This window comes from Saccharospirillum sp. MSK14-1 (assembly GCF_003054965.1).
In the GTDB taxonomy this organism is placed as follows: Bacteria; Pseudomonadota; Gammaproteobacteria; order Pseudomonadales; family Natronospirillaceae; genus Saccharospirillum.
Window position 1 is genome coordinate 912,508 of record NZ_MIES01000033.1, and the last position, 16,025, is coordinate 928,532.

General features: G+C 55.1%; 13 protein-coding genes. 8 read left to right on the forward strand and 5 right to left on the reverse strand.

Annotated elements, in window-relative coordinates:
- Positions 1–1,023, reverse strand: coding sequence for an efflux RND transporter periplasmic adaptor subunit (locus BGP77_RS13200; protein WP_158269377.1), 1,023 nt, complete (start codon positions 1,021–1,023; stop codon positions 1–3).
- A gap of 206 nt (positions 1,024–1,229) precedes the next feature.
- Between BGP77_RS13200 and BGP77_RS13205 the strand changes: the two genes are divergently transcribed.
- The 8 genes from BGP77_RS13205 (at position 1,230) to BGP77_RS13240 (ending at position 10,160) form a co-directional block, all read left to right on the forward strand.
- Positions 1,230–3,131, forward strand: coding sequence for an ATP-binding cassette domain-containing protein (locus tag BGP77_RS13205; RefSeq protein WP_108165192.1), 1,902 nt, complete (start codon positions 1,230–1,232; stop codon positions 3,129–3,131).
- A 22-nt stretch (positions 3,132–3,153) separates the two neighbouring features.
- Complete coding sequence (locus BGP77_RS13210; RefSeq protein WP_108165193.1) at positions 3,154–3,648, forward strand: hypothetical protein; 495 nt, start codon at positions 3,154–3,156, stop codon at positions 3,646–3,648.
- A 235-nt stretch (positions 3,649–3,883) separates the two neighbouring features.
- Positions 3,884–6,028: a fatty acid oxidation complex subunit alpha FadB gene (gene fadB, locus BGP77_RS13215; RefSeq protein ID WP_108165194.1), complete on the forward strand. Its 2,145-nt coding sequence runs from the start codon at positions 3,884–3,886 to the stop codon at positions 6,026–6,028.
- Between the two features lie 18 nt (positions 6,029–6,046).
- Positions 6,047–7,222, forward strand: a complete 1,176-nt coding sequence (fadA, locus tag BGP77_RS13220) for an acetyl-CoA C-acyltransferase FadA (RefSeq protein WP_108165195.1) — start codon at positions 6,047–6,049, stop codon at positions 7,220–7,222.
- A 134-nt stretch (positions 7,223–7,356) separates the two neighbouring features.
- A complete protein-coding gene (locus tag BGP77_RS13225; protein ID WP_108165196.1) occupies positions 7,357–8,106 on the forward strand; it encodes an aminoglycoside phosphotransferase family protein in 750 nt (249 codons plus the stop codon).
- 131 nt (positions 8,107–8,237) lie between these two features.
- The gene (locus BGP77_RS13230; RefSeq protein ID WP_108165197.1) at positions 8,238–9,038 is read left to right on the forward strand and encodes a DUF817 domain-containing protein; all 801 of its coding nucleotides are present in this window, start codon (positions 8,238–8,240) and stop codon (positions 9,036–9,038) included.
- Positions 9,039–9,072: 34 nt separating this feature from the next.
- The gene (locus tag BGP77_RS13235) at positions 9,073–9,327 is read left to right on the forward strand and encodes a TfoX/Sxy family DNA transformation protein (protein WP_233252357.1); all 255 of its coding nucleotides are present in this window, start codon (positions 9,073–9,075) and stop codon (positions 9,325–9,327) included.
- A gap of 128 nt (positions 9,328–9,455) precedes the next feature.
- On the forward strand, positions 9,456–10,160 hold the full coding sequence (locus BGP77_RS13240; protein ID WP_108165199.1) for a GntR family transcriptional regulator: 705 nt from the start codon (positions 9,456–9,458) through the stop codon (positions 10,158–10,160).
- Here BGP77_RS13240 and BGP77_RS13245 read toward each other — a convergent pair.
- The 4 genes from BGP77_RS13245 to BGP77_RS13260 are packed head-to-tail and all read right to left on the reverse strand — an operon-like array spanning position 10,157 to position 15,991.
- Complete coding sequence (locus BGP77_RS13245) at positions 10,157–11,410, reverse strand: amidohydrolase family protein (protein WP_199224276.1); 1,254 nt, start codon at positions 11,408–11,410, stop codon at positions 10,157–10,159. The two genes, BGP77_RS13240 and BGP77_RS13245, sit on opposite strands and share 4 nt — an antisense overlap.
- The gene (locus BGP77_RS13250; protein ID WP_108165200.1) at positions 11,397–13,880 is read right to left on the reverse strand and encodes a branched-chain amino acid ABC transporter ATP-binding protein/permease; all 2,484 of its coding nucleotides are present in this window, start codon (positions 13,878–13,880) and stop codon (positions 11,397–11,399) included. Before BGP77_RS13250 ends, BGP77_RS13245 begins: the two co-directional genes overlap by 14 nt.
- Positions 13,877–14,746 carry a branched-chain amino acid ABC transporter permease gene (locus BGP77_RS13255; RefSeq protein WP_108165201.1) on the reverse strand — a complete coding sequence of 290 codons (870 nt, stop codon included), beginning with the start codon at positions 14,744–14,746 and terminating at the stop codon, positions 13,877–13,879. Before BGP77_RS13255 ends, BGP77_RS13250 begins: the two co-directional genes overlap by 4 nt.
- 57 nt (positions 14,747–14,803) lie before the next feature.
- Positions 14,804–15,991, reverse strand: coding sequence for an ABC transporter substrate-binding protein (locus BGP77_RS13260; protein ID WP_108165202.1), 1,188 nt, complete (start codon positions 15,989–15,991; stop codon positions 14,804–14,806).
- Between the last annotated feature and the right edge of the window lie 34 nt (positions 15,992–16,025).

Consider the following 16,025-nt stretch of genomic DNA (forward strand, 5'->3'; position numbering starts at 1 on the left):
TTACTGTCCGGCTGCCAGATTATTACCACTGACAGCGACCGGATTGACTTCATCGCCGGCGTTAACGAAACCCTGGCCAACGACGATCAGACTGACCTGACGCGGCAGGCCGGTTACCCAGACACCGCCAGTGTCGGAACGCACAATACTGACCGGAGAGAACTCAACCAGATTGTTGCTGTTGACCGTTTTCAGACCCATCTCACCGGAATCATTAATGTTGAGTAACGCCGGGCTGACGTAGTGGCCTTGTTGCTCCGCCAGCATGATGTTGGCTTTAGCCGTAGCGCCAGCCAGGTTTTTCGGGCTGGACGGAACCGCAATTTCAACCTTAAACGTGCGTGTTGCCGGGTTCGCAACGGTACCAACAAACGTCAGTTCGCCGCTCAATTCTTCTCCGGTCACCAATGAAACCGTGGCGCTTTGGCCTGCACTGAGGAAATTGACGTCAGTTTCTGGCACTTCGCCAACGACACGCATGGGGTCATAGTCGTACACTTGCGCCACGATCTGACCGGGCGAAACAAAAGTGCCTACTTCGATGTCGAGGCTTTCCAGAACACCGGCGAAAGGCGCACGGATCTGGGTGTCACGCAATGCCAGCTCCAGAGCTTCCAGTTGCGCTTGAGCGTTTTGGAATTGAGCTTCGGCCGCCGCTAGCTGCGAACGGTTTTGCAACCCCTGATTACCCAGTCGCTGTGCGCCTTCGTATTCCAGGCGAGCCTGTTCGAGATTGGCGCGAGCGGTGCGCAGTTGAGCGTTGAGATCACGCGGGTCGATACGGGCGATTAATTCACCGTTATCCACCTGGTCACCGGCGCTTTTCAGCAGCTCAAGTACGCGACCGCTCGTTTCGCTGGCGATGGAAACACTGCGGTCTGGCTCGGTTACGCCGTTAATGGTCAGGCTGCGACGCACACCCTGAGCATCCAGAGTGCGAACCTGAACCTCTGGAATGAGGCTGGGTTGACTGTCAGCTGCGGTGTTGGGTTCGTCGACGGCATCGTCATTGGATCCGGTCAAAAGCCAGAGCAATGTCAGAACGACTAAGACGACGGCGATAAGGGGGCCTGTTGGGAGTTTTTTTGCCACGGAAAATCACCTCTGGGAAAATTATCGCAGACAGTAGGGGAAGCCGGTTGGGCTCAATAGTGCCAAAAGTAAGGCTGAGCCGCTTCATACGGGCTTTTCCGATCACTTCAATCATGAATTTAAATTAAGGACTCAAGATGAGCCTGGTTGTACTAGACCGCGTCAGTTTTTCACTGGGCGCTGCTCCGTTGTTGGATCAAGCCAGTTTGACGCTGGAGTCGGGAGACCGTCTTTGTCTGGTTGGCAAGAACGGTGCCGGTAAATCTACGTTATTGAGCCTGTTATTGGACCAACGCGTGGTCGATGAAGGTGAAATACGCCGTCGCCAGGGCACGACTGTGGCGCATCTGCAGCAGGATTTACCGACCGGCGATGATCGCCCGGTACGCGACGTCGTACTCGAAGGTCTTGGTAATCTCGGTCAGGTGCTGCGCGATTACGATCAAGAAAGCACCCAAGAAGCCCCCGATTTGTCTCGCCTGGATCGGTTGCAGCATGAGATCGAGCGACAGGAAGGTTGGCAGGTTCAATCCACGCTCGATGCCATCCTCAGTCGGCTGCGCCTCGATGGCACGGTGGCGTTTAAAACCTTGTCCGGTGGTTGGCGCCGCCGCGTTCTGTTGGCGCGAGCGCTGATCAGCCGTCCTGATATTCTGATCCTCGATGAGCCCACCAACCACCTCGACATTGCCATGGTGGAATGGCTGGAAGATTTCCTGCTGGATTACGCAGGAACCTTGGTGTTCGTGTCGCACGACCGTCGCTTTATCGACAAAGTAGCAACGCGCATTGTCGAGCTGGACCGAGGCAAACTGAGCGATTTTCCAGCGCCTTACGGTGCTTATTTGGACGCCAAGGATGCGAAGCTGGCTGAAGAAGCCAAACACCGGGCGGCTCAGGATCGCAAGTTGGCAGAAGAGGAAGCCTGGATTCGCCAGGGCATTCAGGCACGACGGACCCGTAATGAAGGTCGCGTTCGGGCGCTTAAAGCCTTGCGACAAGATGTGAAATCACGCCGGGATCGTGTTGGGCAAAGTGACTTTGATATCGAGTCGGCCGGACGGTCTGGTAAACAGGTGGTCAGCCTGGAGCACGCCAGCTTTGGCTATGGCGATAAAACACTGGTGCAGGATTTTACCGCCTTGGTACAACGCGGTGATCGCATTGCCTTGTTAGGCCCCAACGGCATCGGGAAAAGTACGCTTATTCGGTTGATACTGGGTGATCTGGAGCCAACCGATGGCTCGGTCGAGCAGGGCACACGACTGGAAGTGGCGTATTTTGATCAGGCGCGTGCGCGGTTGGATCCGGAGTTGCGGGTGGTCGATGCGGTGGCGGAAGGGCGTGATTTCCTAGAGCTGGGCGGACGCAAACGCCACGTTATCAGTTATCTGGAAGACTTCCTGTTTACCCCGGATCGGGCGCGGATGCAGGTTCGCCAGTTGTCCGGTGGTGAAACCAACCGTTTGTTGTTGGCCAGACTGTTCAGCCAACCCGCTAACTTCCTCGTGCTCGATGAGCCGACCAACGATCTGGATATTGAAACACTCGAATTGTTGATTGATCGATTGGGGGATTTTGACGGCACCTTATTGTTGGTCAGTCACGATCGTTATTTTATCGACCAACTGGCAACGCGTACCTGGGCCTTCGAAGGCGGCGGTGTGATTCGTCAGTATGCGGGTGGTTACGAAGATTGGCTGGCTCAGGGCGGTCGCTGGCCCGATGCCGGCACTGAAAAGGCGCCTGGAAAGTTGGCTCCCAAGCAACGTGGTGAGACAGCCAGCACAGCGCCAACATCTAAAAAACCAGCGGGTAAAAAACTCAGTTATAAAGAGCAGCGCGAGTACGATGCGTTGCCTGGGGAAATTGAAGCACTGGAGCAGCAGATTGCTCAGTTGGAGAATACCGTCGGTGCTGCCGATTTCTATCAGGGCGACCACACCCAGACTCAGGCCGTTTTGGATCAACTGAGTTCGGCCCAACAAGCACTCGAAACCTGTTTTGAACGTTGGGCCGAACTGGAAGAACGCGCCTGAATACTTTGACCGGGAGAAACGGATGTTTGCCAATCTGATTATCTTATTTGCCATATTGACGGTTGCCGGTGCCTTTATGTGGCTTAAGCCCAGCGCCCATGATCGCCACTTAAGCAAGCTACGCAGTGCCGCTTTGGGGGAGGGCCTGAAGCTGTATAGTCTGAAGGTTCCGGATACCAGCGTTGAAGGTCGCGTCGGCGAGAAACATGAGCTGTGCACGCTCTACCGCTTGTTGCATTCCTTTCCCAAAGCACAGGCACCGTCATTTACGGTGCTGCGCACCACCGGTGTTTCCAGCGCTTTCCTGCCCGATGGCTGGATTTGGGCCGATGATAAACGAGCAACGGATGCGCAGATGAAGGCATTGGTTGGTTTTTTGAACGATCTTCCAGAGCACTATCGTGTGGTGGACGCCCAGGCCGACGGTGTCGGAGTCAGTTGGGATGAGCGCAGTGTCGACCAATTACCTGCGGTTCGGGAAACGTTGCAGCGATTGGCCTCTATACTTTCGTTGTAACGGACATAATCGGGCAGCGGCAGAGACCGTCCTGGTTGACTTATACCGGCCAGGGGCTATGGTAGGCGCCACAATCAAACAATCGTTTGAAACTGGTGTTTGATTCAGTCATAACCGGACGCTGTAAAGGCCGGTCAAAAGGGCTTGTCCAGTCGGGAGGAAGGCACCATTCACGTCTTCAGGCAACCCACAGGTCCAACGACAACCTGGACAGCGATACAAACGGAGAGCATCGATGATCTATCAGGGTAAGGGCATTCGCGTCGAAGCACTGGATAACGGCCTGGCCGAGATGGTGTTCGACCTGCAAGACGAGTCGGTCAACAAGTTTAACCAGGCCACCTTGAACGAACTGGGTGAAGCAACCCAGGCGTTGGCGGCCAGTGACGTTAAAGGCCTGCTGGTTTCCAGCGCCAAAGACGCCTTTATTGTTGGCGCCGACATTACCGAATTTCTCACCTGGTTCGCTAAGGACGAGGACGGCGTCATTGCCGATATCCTTACCGTTAACGAACTGTTCAGCGCATTCGAAGATTTGCCATTCCCGACCGTGGTATCCATCAACGGTCTGGCATTGGGCGGTGGTTTCGAAATGGCACTGTCAGCGGATTACCGCGTCATGTCGACCAAGGCCAAGGTCGGTCTGCCGGAGATCAAACTGGGCATCTACCCGGGCTTTGGCGGTACCGTTCGTCTGTCGCGCCTGGTCGGCGCTGATAACGCCATCGAGTGGATTGCCTCGGGCAAAGAGAATCGCCCTGACGCCGCCTTCAAAATTGGCGCGGTTGACGCCATCGCCGAGCCGGACGAGTTGCGTGATACGGCGCTGAGGCTGCTGGGCCGTTTGGTGTCTGGTGAAGTGGATTACAAAGCCCGCCGCGAGCAGAAAAAAGGCAAGCTGCAGTTGAACAACATCGAAAGCATGATGGTGTTCGAAACCGCCAAGGGGTATGTCGCCGGTCAGGCCGGTCGTAACTATCCGGCACCGGTTGAAGCGGTTAAAACCATTCAAAAGCACGCCGGTTTTGAGCGCGACAAAGCGCTGGCGATCGAAGCCAAGGGCTTCGCCAAAATGGCTAAGTCGCTGACGGCTGAAAACCTGATTGGTCTGTTCCTGAATGATCAGAAAATTAAGAAGATCGCCAAGGAACACGTTAAGCAGTCCAAAGAGGTTAAACAGGCCGCGGTACTGGGCGCCGGTATCATGGGTGGCGGCATTGCCTATCAGAGCGCCTATAAAGGCACGCCGATCGTGATGAAGGACATCGCCGAGGAAGGCATTCAGCTCGGTCTCGACGAAGCAGCCAAGCTGTTGGCCAAGCTGGTTGATCGCGGCCGTTTGGATGCACGTGGCATGGCGGATGTTCTGAACCGTATTCGCCCGACGCTGTCTTACGGTGACTTCGGTAACGTTGATGTGGTCGTCGAAGCCGTGGTGGAAAACACCAAGGTGAAGAAGGCGGTATTGGCTGAAGCTGAAGGTCAGTTGCGTGATGACGCTGTCTTGGCCTCGAATACCTCGACCATTTCCATTACCGAACTGGCCACGGCGCTGAAAAAGCCGGAACAGTTCTGTGGTATGCACTTCTTTAACCCGGTGCATCGTATGCCGCTGGTGGAAGTGATTCGCGGTGAAAAGACCAGCGATGAAACCATCGCCACGGTCGTCTCTTATGCTCAGAAAATGGGCAAGACGCCGATCGTGGTTAACGACTGCCCGGGCTTCCTGGTTAACCGCATTCTGTTCCCGTATTTCGGTGGCTTTGCCATGTTGATGCGCGACGGTGCTGACTTCGAGAAAGTCGACAAGATCATGGAAAAATTCGGCTGGCCGATGGGCCCCGCTTACCTGATGGACGTGGTCGGTATCGACACCGGCGTTCACGCTCAGGAAGTGATGGCCGAGGGCTTCCCGGATCGCATGAGCCAGGACTTCAAATCTGCCATTCAGGTGATGTACGACGAAAAACGCTACGGCCAGAAAAACAGCCATGGCTTCTATCGTTATGAAACCGATAAGAAAGGCAAACCTAAAAAAGTATCCGATGAAACGGCGCACGAGCTGGTTGCCAGTGTCCGTGAGCAACAGCAGGAGCTGAGCGAAGAAGACATCATCAACCGCCTGATGATTCCGATGTGTCTGGAAACCGTTCGCTGCCTGGAAGACGGCATTGTCGATACTGCGGCTGAAGCCGATATGGGCCTGATCTACGGCATCGGCTTCCCGCCGTTCCGTGGTGGTGCGCTCAAGTACATCGACGACACGGGTGTCGCCGAATTCGTAGCGCTGTGCGACCGCTATGCCGACCTCGGCAAGCTGTACGAGCCGACAGCCAAACTGCGCGACATGGCCAAAAACGGCCAGACGTTTCACGGTTAAGACGGGAGAACAGTCACTATGAGTATTCGCGATAACGACGCCGTCATCATCGATTTCGGCCGTACCCCCATGGGTCGCAGCAAAGGTGGCAGCTACCGCTTCACCCGCGCCGAAAACCTCAGCGCCGATCTGGTCAATGGCTTGCTGGCGCGTAACGAAGCGCTGGACCCGGCCGAGATTGATGACATCATCTGGGGCTGCGTAAACCAGACCAAAGAGCAGGGCTGGAACATCGCCCGTATGATGCAGTTGCTGACCGATATTCCGCACACGGTAACGGCGCAGACCGTCAGCCGTCTGTGTGGCTCTTCGATGAGCGCGCTGCACATTGCGACCGCCAACATTCAGTCTGGCAACGGTGACATCTTTGTCATCGGCGGTGTCGAGCACATGGGCCACGTGGACATGATGCACGGCGTGGACCCGAACCCCATGCTGTCGCAGAAAGCCGCCAAGGCCTCCGGCATGATGGGTCTTACAGCTGAGTTGCTGTCAAAAATGCACGGCATCAGCCGTGAAGCGCAGGACGAATTCGGCTACCGCTCGCACATGCGCGCGCATGAAGCGACCCAGGCAGGCAATTTCGATAACGAAATCATTGCTCGCCAGGGCCACGATGCCGATGGCAATCCGTACCGCATGATCCACGACGAAACCATTCGTCCGGAAACCACGGTTGAAGGATTGAGCCAACTGCGTCCGGCTTTCGATCCTAAGGCCGGTACGGTAACCGCCGGTACGTCCAGCCAAATCACTGACGGTGCCTCTGCCATGTTGGTGATGAGCTACGGCCGCGCCAAAGCGTTGGGTCTGAAGCCGCGTGCTGTGGTTCGTGGCATGGCACTGGCTGGTGTTGATCCGTCGATCATGGGTTACGGCCCGGTTCCAGCGAGTAAGAAACTGCTCAAGAAGCTGGGCATGAGTATTGACGACATCGACCATGTTGAGCTGAACGAAGCCTTTGCTGCGCAGGCGTTGCCCGTGCTGAAGGATTTGAAACTGCTCGACAAGATGGACGAAAAAGTGAACCTGCACGGCGGCGCCATTGCACTGGGTCACCCCTTCGGCTGTTCCGGTGCGCGTATTACCGGTACTTTGCTGAACGTGATGGAGCAGAACGGTGGCCAGTTCGGTCTGTCGACCATGTGTATTGGTCTGGGGCAGGGTATCAGTACCGTGATTGAGCGCGTCTGATAGCTTCCAACGAAAATAGAAAACGCCGACAGTCATGTCGGCGTTTTTTTTGCGCCCTGTTTCTGTCTATCCCGCTTGCAATCAACCATTCGGCTGTTAATGATGTTGCTTCATCAACGACGCTAGCGGCGGCCATGCGTCACGGTATACAAATAGATGGAACGCGTATCAGGCGGCCCTTGGGTTCAGGGTATCGATCGGTTCACCGCCTGCTAAAGCATTTGCAAGTCGTCGGCTTTAAAAACTGTCCGGAAGTGTTGGCGGTTGAAGAGCCGTATGAATGGCTGACGTTATTAGCGGGTGACACCTACGATGATGTGCAAGCTGGAGCCATTGCAACCCAAAACGCATTAATATCGGCAGCCGAACAGCTACGTCAGTTGCATGATTGTTCTGTGTCTTTTTTACAGCAACATACTGATTCATTCGATCAATGGATGTTGCCAGCCCAGCAACCGGCTGAAGTGATTTGCCATGGCGATTATGCGCCATACAACGTCGTTCTAAGTGGCAGTCAGGTTGTGGGTGTATTTGATTTTGATACAGCACACCCAGGACCAAGATTATGGGACCTGGCTTACGCTGTTTATTGTTGGGCACCGCTAAAATCACTGGCGACCTGTTCTGAAGAAACCAAGACAAAATCTCTGATACGAGCACGACAGTTTCTTGATGCATACGGGGTTACGGTGGATCAGCGTGCATCACTGGTGAGTATGATGCTGCTGCGCCTGCAGGCATTAGTCGGATTTATGCGTGTTCAGGCTGATCGGGGTAACAAGAAATTCAGTGCGGATATACAGGATGGACATCTGGATCAGTATTTAGCCGACATCGATTATCTGCAGCGCCATGAAGTGTCGATCATGCAGAAGTTAAAATAATCGATAGACAAATTCATTAAGTTTGGACCGAAAACGTCAGCATAATACCAGAGTCTGGTTGGACAACTTTGTGAATATTTTCTGAGCGGGTTCCGGTATTTATCCGCCGGTTTTAACAGGGTATGGACTGAATGCATTGGTTGATTGAATGCTGGACCTTTGGCTTAAAACAAGCATACGCCTGTCTGTTCGGCGGCTTCTTGTTGTTGATTATGCTAGTCACGCATTTTTGGTACCCCTTAGACACTCTGCATCGTTACGACTTCATTTTTATTGCCGCCATTGTTGCCCAAATCGTTTTGCTCGCCACGGGTTTAGAAACCTGGCGTGAGTCCGTGGTCATCCTGGTTTTTCATTGGGTGGCGACGGTTATGGAATTGTTTAAAACTTCCGACGCTATCGGTTCCTGGGTTTATCCGGAACCTGCGTTTTTTCAAATTGCCAATGTGCCACTCTTTACCGGCTTTATGTACAGCGCAGTGGGTAGCTACATTGCTCGTATTTGGCGCATTTTTGATTTCCGTTTTTCACATTACCCGCCCACCTGGACTACAGTCATTTTGGTCGTATTTATCTATTTGAATTTTTTTACGCATCACTATTGGTGGGATATGCGTTGGTTGTTGGTGGGATTAACCGGATGGTTGTTTTATCGGTCTGTTATTTTCTTCAAGGTTTATGAAACGTATCGACGAATGCCTTTGCTCGTGGGATGGTTGCTGGTGGCTTTGTTTATTTGGCTGGCGGAAAACCTGGCGACCTATGCCAATATCTGGATCTACCCGAACCAGTCGGATCAGTGGCAACTGGTATCGCTGTCGAAACTCAGTTCCTGGTATCTATTGATGTTGCTGAGTTTCGTCTTGGTCAGTCTTATCAATAGGGTTGAATCTCATCCATCACATAACGGCGTGCGCAACCTTGTTGATTAAAAAACTCAAAGGGCTTGGTCCAAAGTCGGCTCAGATGTTGTTGTCTATTGGCATTCGCAGTCGCGAAGATCTTGAACGAATAGGTCCGGTTCGAGCCTATGCGTTGTTGCAGCAGGAGCAACCAGCAACTACCAGTTTGAATCTGCTGTATGCCATGGTGGGAGCGCTGGAAAATCGCCACTGGGCATCGATTACGCACGAGGAAAAGGCCCGGTTGTTGATGGAACTGGAAAGTTATAAAGAACTGAACTCAGTATTGAAAGACAGCGACCCGGACGCTCAGCTATAAGCTGGCTTAGCGCCTAAGTGTCTTACCTGGAAGCCTCCTGTTTGCCACTTTGCGAGCATCAGGGCTTTGGTGTATTGTCAGCGGCTTGGTATTGCTAGCACTGCATTTGTCTGAGTGACCCTTCCAAAATGCCTCTATCCAACAGCGCCAAGAAAACCGTTAAAGAACAGGAAGTGCAGCGCATTATGGATGCGTTGTCGGCCAGCGTGGCACAGCACCGGTTAAAGCCAGGCCAGCGGTTGGTCGAGGCGCAGATTGTTGAGGCACTGAACGCCAATCGCAATCACGTTCAAACCGCGCTGCAACGGTTAGCGATGCGGCGTATCGTCAGCATCGAGCCGAACAAAGGCGCCAGTGTTGCCCAGCCAACGGCGCAGGAAGCACGCGATATTTTTGCAGCCCGGCGTGCCATTGAACGCGGCATTCTGGAAAATATCTCTGCGCAACACATCAACGATCGCCTGGCTGATGTGGAAGCGCATATGCGCAGTGAACGGCAGGCGACCGCCGGCAGTGATCGGCGCACCATCGTTGCTCGCCTGAGTGAATTTCATCTGCTGTTGGCGGATATCTGTGGCAACACAGTGTTTAAGGAAATGTTCGATACGCTGATGGTGCGCAGTTCGTTGATTGTGGCGCTCTATCAGCGTAACGATGTGCCATCCTGCGCGTCAGACGAACATCAGGACATCATTGATGCGCTGCTGGCGGGAGATCACTCAACAGCGATCGACGCCATGATCGAGCATTTGAATGAACTGGAATCCCAGTTGGTGCTCAACGACGGCCAGGACGCTGAACTCGACCTGGCCGACGCCTTGCAAGGGCTTTAATCGGCCGGTGGCAACAGCCGGGCCTGGTCACGCTGAAACACCATCCGTCCTTGTTTGAAGCCACAACTGGGTTGTCGAACAGCGGCAATCACCTGCGCGCTTGACGTTGCAGGGTAGAGTCCAAAATCCGCACGGCAGCCTGCTTTAATGCCGTAGCCTTTCAGGCGCAACAACCGCGCCGATTCTGATGAGACCCAGGCCAAACAATTGCCGAGTGCGTCTTGCGTTCCTAATTGAGCGACATTGGCGTACAGGTTCGCCTGCCGAACCAGAGAGGCATCGCCGTAAGGCGTGTAAGGGTTGGCGATGTTGTTGCTGGAAATTGAACAGATAACGCCTGCGTTTTTTAGCGTCATCAACGGGGCGACGCCGCGTGGAATTGTGTGCTCGATGCCTCGACCCATCAGGTACAGATCGGTACTGGGCAGGGCGGTCAGATGCACACCGGCTGCAGACATACGCTCAGCGATGTTGAGCAACTGCGTAGGCGCGATCGCCGATAATTTTGTGACATGCCCAACCGTTACCCGATCTTGATAGCCATGAGCAAGCGTCTGTTCGATGACGGTTGGCAAGCTCATTTGGCTGGGATCGAGATCAAAATCGAGATGGAAATCCAAATCGACGTTGTAGCGTTTAGCCAAGTCAAAAAGCGTGGCAATGTGCGCATCGGGATCGCTGTCGGTGTAAGGGCAACCACCGAGCAGGTCGGCACCCTGGTCCAACGCTTCAATGAGCAATGCCAGTGTGCCTGGATTGTTATGCAGACCGTCCTGCGGAAATACACAGATTTCCAGCGTCAATCCCCAAGCGTAATCCGCCTGAAGTTTGCGGATGGCGTGAAAAGACGTCAGGCCAACAACCGGGTCGACTTCAACGTGGGTGCGCATCCAGGTGGTACCCATGGTAATGGCGGCTTCAATGACGCGGGCGCCTCGCTGGTAAACGTCTTCTTCGGTAAAGCCGCGTTTGGCGCGTGCGGTTTCGGTTAGCGCTTCGTCGAGTGTGCCGTGCTGTATCTGGCAGCGATCGGCGATGCAGGCTTTGTCCAAATGGATGTGGGTTTCGATTAACCCCGGCAGAACCAGTTGACCGGCCGCATCAAAAATATCGCAGGCATCCAGCTCGTCAGGTGTCACGTCTCGCATCGCTTTGATGGCTTGAAAGTGGCCGTCGGCAATCAATAACGCCTGCGGTTCCTCGATGCCTTCCAACCGGCAATGAGTGACTAACAAATCAGTGTTCTGCATCGTTGCCTCCCAGATAGGCCGCCGCCAAAGCGGGGTCGGCGAGCAACGTTTTGGCATCGCCACTGCGCACAATACGACCCGTTTCCAGCACGTAAGCCCGGTCGGCCACCTGCAAGGCGAGGTTGGCCATTTGATCGACCAGCAGCAGGGTAACGCCATCATCACGCAGTGCTGCCAGGGCGTCGTAGAGTTCAGCAATCATCGCCGGTGCCAGTCCCAGTGAAGGCTCATCGAGCAGCAGCAGACTGGGCTTAGCCATCAGTGCACGACCGAGCGCCACCATCTGTTGTTCGCCGCCAGAGAGTAAGCCGGCCGGTGCATCAATGCGTTCTCGCAATCGTGGGAAGCGCTGCAGGATAGCCTCGATTTCGGCGTCAGGGTTCAGGTCGGCATTTCGGGTATGAGCACCAAGCAAGAGGTTGTCTCGCACACTCAGGGCTTTGAACAGTTGCCGCCCTTCGGGCACCAAGGCCAATCCGCGATGAGCGATGTCATGGGCATTGAGCTGTTCGATGTAACGGTCATGCAGGCCAATACGCCCGCCCACCGGACGTTTCAGTCCGGCCAGAGCACGCAATATGCTGCTCTTGCCCGCGCCATTGGCGCCCAGGATAGCGACCAGTTCTCCCGGGTTGACCACCAGATCAACATCCTCAACAACAGGCGCGGCGCCATAATCGATGGTTAAACCCTTGGTGAATAAGAGGGCGTCCCGACTGCCTTGCCAGGCCATCGTGCGTTCATTGGACTGGTAATCGGTGCCGCCCAAGTAAGCGGCAATAACGGCCGGATTGCTTTGCACCTCGGCCGGTTGGCCCAGCGCGATTGGTTTGCCTGCATCGAGCACCAGCACTTGGTCAGACACCCCCATGACCAGTTGCATGTCGTGTTCCACCAAAATTACGGCAATGCCAAAACCGGCGATGCGTTGCAGTAATGTCGCCAGTTGATCGGTGTCCTCGCGGCTTAAGCCTGCAGCGGGTTCGTCGAGCAACAGCACCTTGGGTTCAGCAGCCAAGGCTCGGGCAATTTCCACCAGGCGACGGTCGACATGGGGCAGGTCCTGGGTTGGGGTGTGAATCGATCCCTGAAAGCCGACCAGTTTCAGCCACTGTAGAGCGGCGTCTTTCTGTTCCGGCTTGGCATCCAGCAAGGGGTTGCCCAAGCGGCCTTGTTGCATTGCACTGAGCACGTTTTCCAGCACGCTCATTTCGTCGAACAGTTCACTGGTCTGGTAGGTGCGAGCGATGCCAGCGCGAGCGATGCGCCAGGCGTTGTAACCCGTCAGGTCCGTATCCAATTCGATGCTTCCCTGATCGGGTTGATAAAAGCCGCTGATCAGATTTAACACCGTTGTTTTACCTGCACCGTTCGGGCCAATGATGCTGGTAATCTGACCTGGCGGTGCCTGAAAACTCACGTCTTTAGCGGCCTGAACCCCGCCGAATGCGATGCTCAGTCCTTGGACGGTTAATGCGGTCGCGTTGTCTTTGTGGCCAGTGGAGGACCGTGGTTCTGGGCTGGCATTGACGGTTTCCTGTTTCAACCGGGTAAACCGTTGCTGGATTTCGCCAACCAGGCCTTTAGGGCTGAGCCACAGCACCGTCAGCAGCAAAGCGGCAAAAATCAGCAAGCGATATTCAGCCAAAGGCGCCAGCAGTTCGGGTAGAACAACGACGATACAGGCGCCCAAAATTGGCCCCCAGAGTGTGCCAGTGCCGCCGACGATCACCACCAGCACAAACAGAATGGATTGCGAAAACGGAAACGTACTGGGGCTGATAAACATCATCAGTGGGGGCAGGAACGCACCGGCAAGACCGGTCAGTCCGGCCGAGAGTGCAAACGCCACTGTTTTGGTGTGCACCGGGTTAAAACCCAGCGAACGAGCCGCAATAGGACTGGCTTTAACCGCCCGTATCGCCTTGCCCCAGCCGCTGCGGTAAAAGCGGCTGTATAAACCCAGCGCCACCACCAAAACCGCCGCCGCCAACAAGGCTAACGCGCGGTTAGGGTCGAATCCGCCGGTTTGTGGCATGGGAATGCCCATCAAGCCATTGGCCCCGCCTGTCAGGCTGTCCCATTCGATCAGGCTGTGATGAATTACGAAGGAAAAGGCGATGGTAATCATCGCCAAATAGGGGCCGGTCACGCGCGTGGCGGGAATGGCCAATAGGGCACCGATCAGCGCACAACCCAGCGTTGCGACCGGCAGCACTGTCAGAAAAGGCCAATCCGCTAACAGCAGCAGCGCCGAGGCATAACCGCCGAGCGCATAGAAAGCGATATGACCAAAGGAAATCTGACCAGCCAGGCCCATTAGAACGTTTAAACCGACGCCGACCAGGGCGGTTAGAGTGCACAGGGTGAACACCAGCAGCCAATAGCTGTCGAGCAGCAGCACGGCCGCAAGGGTCGCCAATGCAAAGGCGGAAAGGAGCAAACGATTGGCAGAAAACAACAGACTCATACTTTAACCGCCTCTTTATGTCCGAACAGGCCATTGGGGCGTATTGCCAATGCCAGGATGACCAGTGAAAAGGTGATGATCTGAGTAAAGGCGGAGCCGAAATAGATGGTAACGATGGCTTCGGTCAGGCCGAATAAGATGCCGGCCAGGAACACGCCGCGGGCGCTGGTGATGCCGCCGAGAATGGCAACGGCAAAGGCTTTTAAACCGAACAGCGTGCCCATGTCGGCATGCACCGCAAATAACGGGGCGATCAGAATGCCGGCAATACCGGCGAATACCGTTGAGATGGCAAAGGCGACGGCTACCACGCGAGTCACGTTGATGCCCATCAATTGCGCCGAATCGGGGTTTTGCACACAGGCCTGGAGCACCTTGCCCAGGCGCGTATAACGACTGATCAGCACCAGCGCGATGACCACGCCAACACCGACCAGGGGAATGATCATTTGCAGGTAGTAGATGCTGGAACCGAAGACGCTGACGCCCAGGTTGGCAAATTCACTGGTGAACTGACGCGGTTCTTTACCAAAGGTAAAGAGCACCAGGTTGTCGACCAGAATGCCGCCAGCGACCGTCGCCATCAGCCACGCCTGAGCACGTCCCTGAATAAAGGGTCGGACCAGAAATCGTTCAATGGCCAGGCCATAAAGTGCACACAACAGGAGGGTTGCGATTAACGCCAGCCAGTAAGGCAGGCCCCAACTGATGCAGAAGGTGTAGGCCAGGATGGCACCGACCATCATGGCGCTGCCCTGAGCAAAGTTCACCGTGTTGGACACGATGTAGGTGATGTGAAAGCCAAGGGCGAGCAGGGCATACATGCTGCCCATACCCAAACCGGTCACGATGGCTGCGGTGAGCATGGTGGGTACCTGTAGTTAACGTCAGAAAATGGGCAGCTTCCCTGCTGCCAGTTGTTATCAGTCTTCGACCGGGACGATTTGGTCGCCGACAAAGTGGGTGAAGACATAGTCGTTCGGTCCCAACGCGTCGTGCTCATCCGGCGTAAACGGCGTTTCAAAGGTTTTGATCAGACCTTCGTAGCTATCGATGGTGTAGAAACCATCGCGAATGGCGGTGCCGTCGGTAGAGCCCGCGTTTTCAATGGCCAGGGCCGTTAAATGCAGTGCATCGTAGGCGTTGGCGATACCAACCGCGGGCGTAACGTCGGCCAGGCTTTCAATGGCCGGGTAACGTTGTTGCAAGGCCTCGAAGATGGCCGCACCTTTGCCGGCCTGATCTTCGGTAAAGGTGAAGGTCTGAATGAAGTGCACGTTTGACGCTGACGGGCCCGCCAGCTCGCCGAAGCGGCCACCCGCTGGGCCCCAATGCGATACGATCGGTACATCCCAGTCCATACGATCAAGCGACTTCACCACCTGCGCCGACGGGGCCACATTGGCAACCATTAGTAACGTATCGGCACCCGCTTCGCGCAGCCGCGTCAATTGCGGTACTACGTCCAAATCGCTGGATTCAAAGCGTTCGATGCCCGCGGTGCTCATGCCCCGACTGTCCAGTGCCTTGGTGAAACCGGATTCGTTCGATTCGCCCCAGGGGTTGTTGATCAGGATCATGCCGGGGTTGTTCATGTCGTAGTTATCGATGGCGTACTGCACCAGTGCTTCATCGACGATTTCATCCACAGCCGAAACACGGAATACGTAGTTGTCGTCTGCGCCATTGCGGGTGATGGGGGTACCGGCGGCCCAAACGCCCATAAAAGGCACCTGCATCTGGTTGGCGAGCGGCACAATGGCCAGCGATACCGGGGTATCCAGGCCACCGAAGAGCACCGCGACTTGTTCACGTTGAATCAGTTCGCGCGCAGCCAGCAATCCTTTTGAAGGATTGCTTTCATCGTCGCGGCGCACCAGCTCTAGAGGGCGGCCGAGCACACCGCCATTGGCGTTGATTTCTTCGATGGCAATGGTTAGGCCGCGCGTAATGGCTTCACCCGACTTGGCTGATTGGCCGGATAAGGCGGCAACCAGGCCGATCTTAATCGGATCTTCGGCGCTGGCGGCCAGACTAAAGCTGCCTATTAAGCCAGCCAAAATGGCGACTTTCAGCGACCTTCCTGTCTTTCTCAATAGCTTGCTGAACATGATTTTCCCCTTTGGTCTCTTTTAGTTGCTAGCA

What these genes read in the sequence shown, in the direction of transcription:
- fadA (WP_108165195.1), top strand. Translation starts at nt 6,047, where the DNA reads ATGAGTATTCGCGATAACGACGCCGTCATCATCGATTTCGGCCGTACC.
- BGP77_RS13205 (WP_108165192.1), top strand. Translation starts at nt 1,230, where the DNA reads ATGAGCCTGGTTGTACTAGACCGCGTCAGTTTTTCACTGGGCGCTGCT.
- BGP77_RS13260 (WP_108165202.1), bottom strand. Translation starts at nt 15,991, where the DNA reads ATGTTCAGCAAGCTATTGAGAAAGACAGGAAGGTCGCTGAAAGTCGCC.
- BGP77_RS13230 (WP_108165197.1), top strand. Translation starts at nt 8,238, where the DNA reads ATGCATTGGTTGATTGAATGCTGGACCTTTGGCTTAAAACAAGCATAC.
- BGP77_RS13250 (WP_108165200.1), bottom strand. Translation starts at nt 13,880, where the DNA reads ATGAGTCTGTTGTTTTCTGCCAATCGTTTGCTCCTTTCCGCCTTTGCA.
- BGP77_RS13255 (WP_108165201.1), bottom strand. Translation starts at nt 14,746, where the DNA reads ATGCTCACCGCAGCCATCGTGACCGGTTTGGGTATGGGCAGCATGTAT.
- BGP77_RS13210 (WP_108165193.1), top strand. Translation starts at nt 3,154, where the DNA reads ATGTTTGCCAATCTGATTATCTTATTTGCCATATTGACGGTTGCCGGT.
- BGP77_RS13225 (WP_108165196.1), top strand. Translation starts at nt 7,357, where the DNA reads ATGCGTCACGGTATACAAATAGATGGAACGCGTATCAGGCGGCCCTTG.
- BGP77_RS13235 (WP_233252357.1), top strand. Translation starts at nt 9,073, where the DNA reads ATGTTGTTGTCTATTGGCATTCGCAGTCGCGAAGATCTTGAACGAATA.
- fadB (WP_108165194.1), top strand. Translation starts at nt 3,884, where the DNA reads ATGATCTATCAGGGTAAGGGCATTCGCGTCGAAGCACTGGATAACGGC.
- BGP77_RS13240 (WP_108165199.1), top strand. Translation starts at nt 9,456, where the DNA reads ATGCCTCTATCCAACAGCGCCAAGAAAACCGTTAAAGAACAGGAAGTG.
- BGP77_RS13245 (WP_199224276.1), bottom strand. Translation starts at nt 11,410, where the DNA reads ATGCAGAACACTGATTTGTTAGTCACTCATTGCCGGTTGGAAGGCATC.